Below are 3,874 nucleotides of genomic sequence, written 5' to 3' on the forward strand. Positions count from 1 at the left end.
TTGATTTCGCCTTTGAAAGTTCGTATCTGGACTCTTCAAGAATCCCCGTCCCTTTAGGGCTCGGGAGTATCAAAAAAAACCTACGCTTTCAGATAAGTTCGGGGCAATAAACTAAGGTGATGATAGGATACACCATAAGTCCTAATCCTAGTTAATTTCCCGTTTCCGCCGCCCCAAAAGTTGAGCTGTTAATACCCCGCCGACAAAGCCAAAGAAATGCGCTTGCCAGGAAACTCCCGGCTGCGAGGGCACAACTCCCCAAATTAAACTGCCGTAGAAGAAACCGACAATTAAAGATACCAAAATAGAGGTAAAGCTGCGTTCAAAATAGCCCCGCAGCAGCAAGAAGCCGAAGTAACCAAAGATTAATCCGCTGGCACCAATGTGAACGGAATAGGGCGCGCCAGTCAGCCAAACTCCGAATCCGCTGACTAGCACAGTGACGGCACTCACGATAAAAAAGTCGCTCATTTCTCGCAGCATGATCAACCAACCCAATGTCACAAAAGGGAGGGTATTGGCGGCTAAGTGAGCAAAACTGCCATGCAGAAAAGGCATCAACAGGATGCCTTCAAGTCCGTCGATGCTGCGGGGGCGGACTCCGTAGTCATTCAGCCTGCCTCCGAACAGGAATACATCGACAATTTCGATAATCCAGAGGAGGGAGACGAAGCCACCGAGAATGGCGGCGTGGCTTTGCAATTCGCGGGTGATAGCTTTGGTTTCTGGGTTGCTCATGGGTTGTGAGGGCGGTGATACCGATTATTTCTCATTGTAGAAGTTTCTGAGCGAGCGCGAGCAAAGATTGTTGGGGCGAGGTTTCAGGGTTTTTTGCAGCAGAGCTTATTTAAAAATATTATAAGTTTTATTAAAAGTTCCGCATTTTCACGTATAGGATAATTCACCTCGATGCGTCACAATTGTAATTGAACTACAAAAGGAGAGTCAACCGAAGGTTGAAGCTAGAACGTAGAAGACAGAATTTTTACCCTATCAATCAATCGTTGGGCTTGAAATGAGGACACTTTTTAGAGCGCACACCGCCTTTTAAAAAAATCAGGAACTACTTTTCTCGCCCTAAGTCATTAATTTAAGAAGTTCAATCCGGTAAAGCAAAACGAGATGCTGTAGATACTGATTGTAGATAATATCGCACAAGCTCTACAGAGAGTTCTTGGCACCTCGTTATAAAAGAGGAAGAGAGCAAAATGAACGTATTTGAGCATACAGTCTCCTACCGAACTCTGCCAAATTGGGTAGGATTTGGCAAACAAGAAACCGCCGTTAATGTCGCTACAAATTCTCAACCTTACGGTCAAAAGCCACACTTTGACCCCTTGCATCCGCTAAAACAATGGCTTGATAATACTGCAATTAAAAGTCAAAAGTTGGCTCGGTTGCTGTGTAAGTTTATTCCCAGCCAGTGTCCGTTTGAGCGGGAAGTCAAAATGGGCGATCGCACTTTATTATCCATTCCGCCGCTGTGCAAGTTAAATCCGCTTTACGAGCAAGTGGTTGGGCTGCGCTTTCGAGCTTTGTGTTATTTGGCTGACGAGTGCGGCGAAGATGTAACTCCTTATTGTTAATTCTGCAAAAACTTAAAATTTTCACTGTCTTTTCACCCTCCCTTCTCCTTGTTGGGGAGGGTTTTTGTTTTGTGTCGGCTTTCAAGGAACAAAAGTGCGGTCAATTTCTTGATCGCCCAGTAAATCATTTTTGAATCAATTCTTTTTTTTCGTGATTGATAGTTATCTCAAGGGTGGTTGTTTGGGAGGTTTTTGTAGGGAGGAGCCCGGTTAAGTAAAACAACTATCAATAGAGGAGAATAGTTAAGCGTCAACAGAAGCGTAAACTGCATTCGTAGGAGGAGTGGCTATCACCTCTTAACAAAAGGAGCGTTTTAAAGCTTGTGCTAGCTTAAAACCGGGATGCTGCTGGTTCGCCTCTTGCCTAACTTTATTGGGTAATCTCCCAAAAGATGTACGGTTTTATCCCCTCTATAGCGCTATGAGCTAGATACCATGAGAAAAGTGTCAAGGACATCACCAATCTATGTAAGTTGAGCCGTGGAGTGAGGCAACCCACAATTAAAATTCAGTTTTACTCCTCACATTTTTCCCAAAGTTGATAGATTAGTAATTGGGGAAAATATTTAAGCTATTTCAAGAATATAACTAACACTAAATGTCAAAATCACGAAGTCGGTAATTATCGATCGCAAATTATCAATTATTTTACGAATCTAACTAATACTAAGTGTTAAAAAGAACATTTTTTGCAGTAATTATTGCGTTTTTATCTTTTATGGTTGCACTCATGCTATCAGCTCAAAGTTCTGAGGCTGTCAATGAACTATATGTATTTGGGGACAGTCTTTCGGATATGGGAATGGTGTTTCGAGCGAGCGGGGGTCAATATCCGCCTCGTTCCACTTACTTTCAAGGGCGTTACTCGAATGGTAAGGTTTGGGTAGAATATCTTGCCGATCGCCTAAAGTTGCCACCTGAACGAATCACTAATTTGGCCTATGGAGGTGCAACAACGGGGAGCGATCGCAATAGCCTTGTCCCTGGTTTGTTAACTCAAGTTCAGTCATGGACTAAATCCCAAAAACAGGCAAACCCTCATGCGGTGTATGTACTGTGGGCGGGGGCAAATGACTATTTGCAGGGGGGAAATAATGCGAATATTCCCGTTGAAAATGTGGCGAGGGCGATCGCGTCTCTTGCTGGTGTGGGTGCCAAAAATATCCTGCTGGCAAATTTACCCGATTTGGGGCAGTTACCGGCGACGCGAACAGGCGTTAATTCTGCAAGGCTCACTGCATTAACACAAGCACACAATCAGGGTTTGAGGCGCACGGTTAAGGTATTAAGTCAACAGCATTCTGACTTAAAGATTGCGACTCTGGATGCTAATGCGCTTTATCGGGAAGCCATTACTTCTCCGGCTAAATATGGCTTGACTAATGTGACGAGTGCGTGTTTATCGGGTGGAGGTGTTTGTGGTAGTCCCGATCGATTTTTGTTCTGGGACGGCATTCATCCGACGACGGCTGCACACAGGATTTTGGGGGAAGCAGCGTCGGCTGTTGTGCAGGAGAGCGGGATGATTAAATCTGAATTGGGGACGCTTCGGTAAACCATTTTGAGGCTTTCCGGGCGATCGCCACAATACCGGGAGGCTGCCTTTTCGTAGAGGTTGACATGATTTTTTGCCTGAGAGCAAGATTGGCTCATCTGATATTGTAGAAATTTTCCTCGTGGGCGATCGCACTTGCTTTGAAAAAGGCGAAGGGCGATCGCTCCTGTCTCAGGTTAAACTGAATCTAGCGGTCGTGTTAAGCAAGGAAAAATAGCCGTGATACCTATTCAAGAACAAATTGTTGACAAACTGAAAAATTTCTCTGAAATCGAACTGCAAGAAATCCTCAAATTTGCTGATTTCCTGTTAGGGCAGCGCAGAAAGCAGGAAGTAGCTTCGCCGCCCGATGAAACTGGCAACAGCCAACCAGCAAATATGGATCGAGAATGCGAGGTTCATTATGTTGGTGGAGTCTTAGTCGTCAAAGCATCATCAATAAAAAATCTAGAACTGATTAATTGGGATACGATTATTCCCGATATGCGCGAAGAAAGAATCGGGAAGTTTATCTAAAATGAACATTATTAAGGCAATCGCACTTGGTTTAAAAACGCAAGCGTTGATGATAAAAAATATAAAGTATTGATTGACTAAATTACTCTAGTGTGATAGCGTAAAGTTTATATTTATTACATCCATCAACTTAATATGACTAAGTAGGTCGGCGATAAAAAACAAAACTATGTTAAGATACATAAATAAAACTCTAGCTCTAGTGGGGTAACTAATA

5 protein-coding genes are annotated in these 3,874 nt (G+C 43.5%); 4 read left to right on the top strand and 1 reads right to left on the bottom strand.

The features are described 5' to 3' along the window. Positions 1 to 147 precede the first annotated feature (147 nt). The gene (locus QUB14_RS28160) at positions 148 to 738 is read right to left on the bottom strand and encodes a rhomboid family intramembrane serine protease (protein WP_333221474.1); all 591 of its coding nucleotides are present in this window, start codon (positions 736 to 738) and stop codon (positions 148 to 150) included. Between the two features lie 470 nt (positions 739 to 1,208). Here QUB14_RS28160 and QUB14_RS28165 point away from each other — a divergent pair, with 470 nt between their 5' ends. The 4 genes from QUB14_RS28165 (at position 1,209) to QUB14_RS28180 (ending at position 3,657) form a co-directional block, all read left to right on the top strand. Continuing rightward, positions 1,209 to 1,586, top strand: coding sequence for a Mo-dependent nitrogenase C-terminal domain-containing protein (locus QUB14_RS28165; protein ID WP_333221476.1), 378 nt, complete (start codon positions 1,209 to 1,211; stop codon positions 1,584 to 1,586). A 730-nt stretch (positions 1,587 to 2,316) separates the two neighbouring features. Next, positions 2,317 to 3,141 carry an SGNH/GDSL hydrolase family protein gene (locus tag QUB14_RS28170; protein ID WP_333221478.1) on the top strand — a complete coding sequence of 275 codons (825 nt, stop codon included), beginning with the start codon at positions 2,317 to 2,319 and terminating at the stop codon, positions 3,139 to 3,141. Between the two features lie 73 nt (positions 3,142 to 3,214). After that, positions 3,215 to 3,358, top strand: a complete 144-nt coding sequence (locus QUB14_RS28175) for a hypothetical protein (protein ID WP_333221480.1) — start codon at positions 3,215 to 3,217, stop codon at positions 3,356 to 3,358. A 2-nt stretch (positions 3,359 to 3,360) separates the two neighbouring features. Further along, the gene (locus QUB14_RS28180) at positions 3,361 to 3,657 is read left to right on the top strand and encodes a hypothetical protein (protein WP_333221482.1); all 297 of its coding nucleotides are present in this window, start codon (positions 3,361 to 3,363) and stop codon (positions 3,655 to 3,657) included. Positions 3,658 to 3,874: the final 217 nt, after the last annotated feature.

Source organism: Microcoleus sp. B3-D2, from assembly GCF_036705345.1.
Classification (GTDB): Bacteria; Cyanobacteriota; Cyanobacteriia; order Cyanobacteriales; family Microcoleaceae; genus Microcoleus.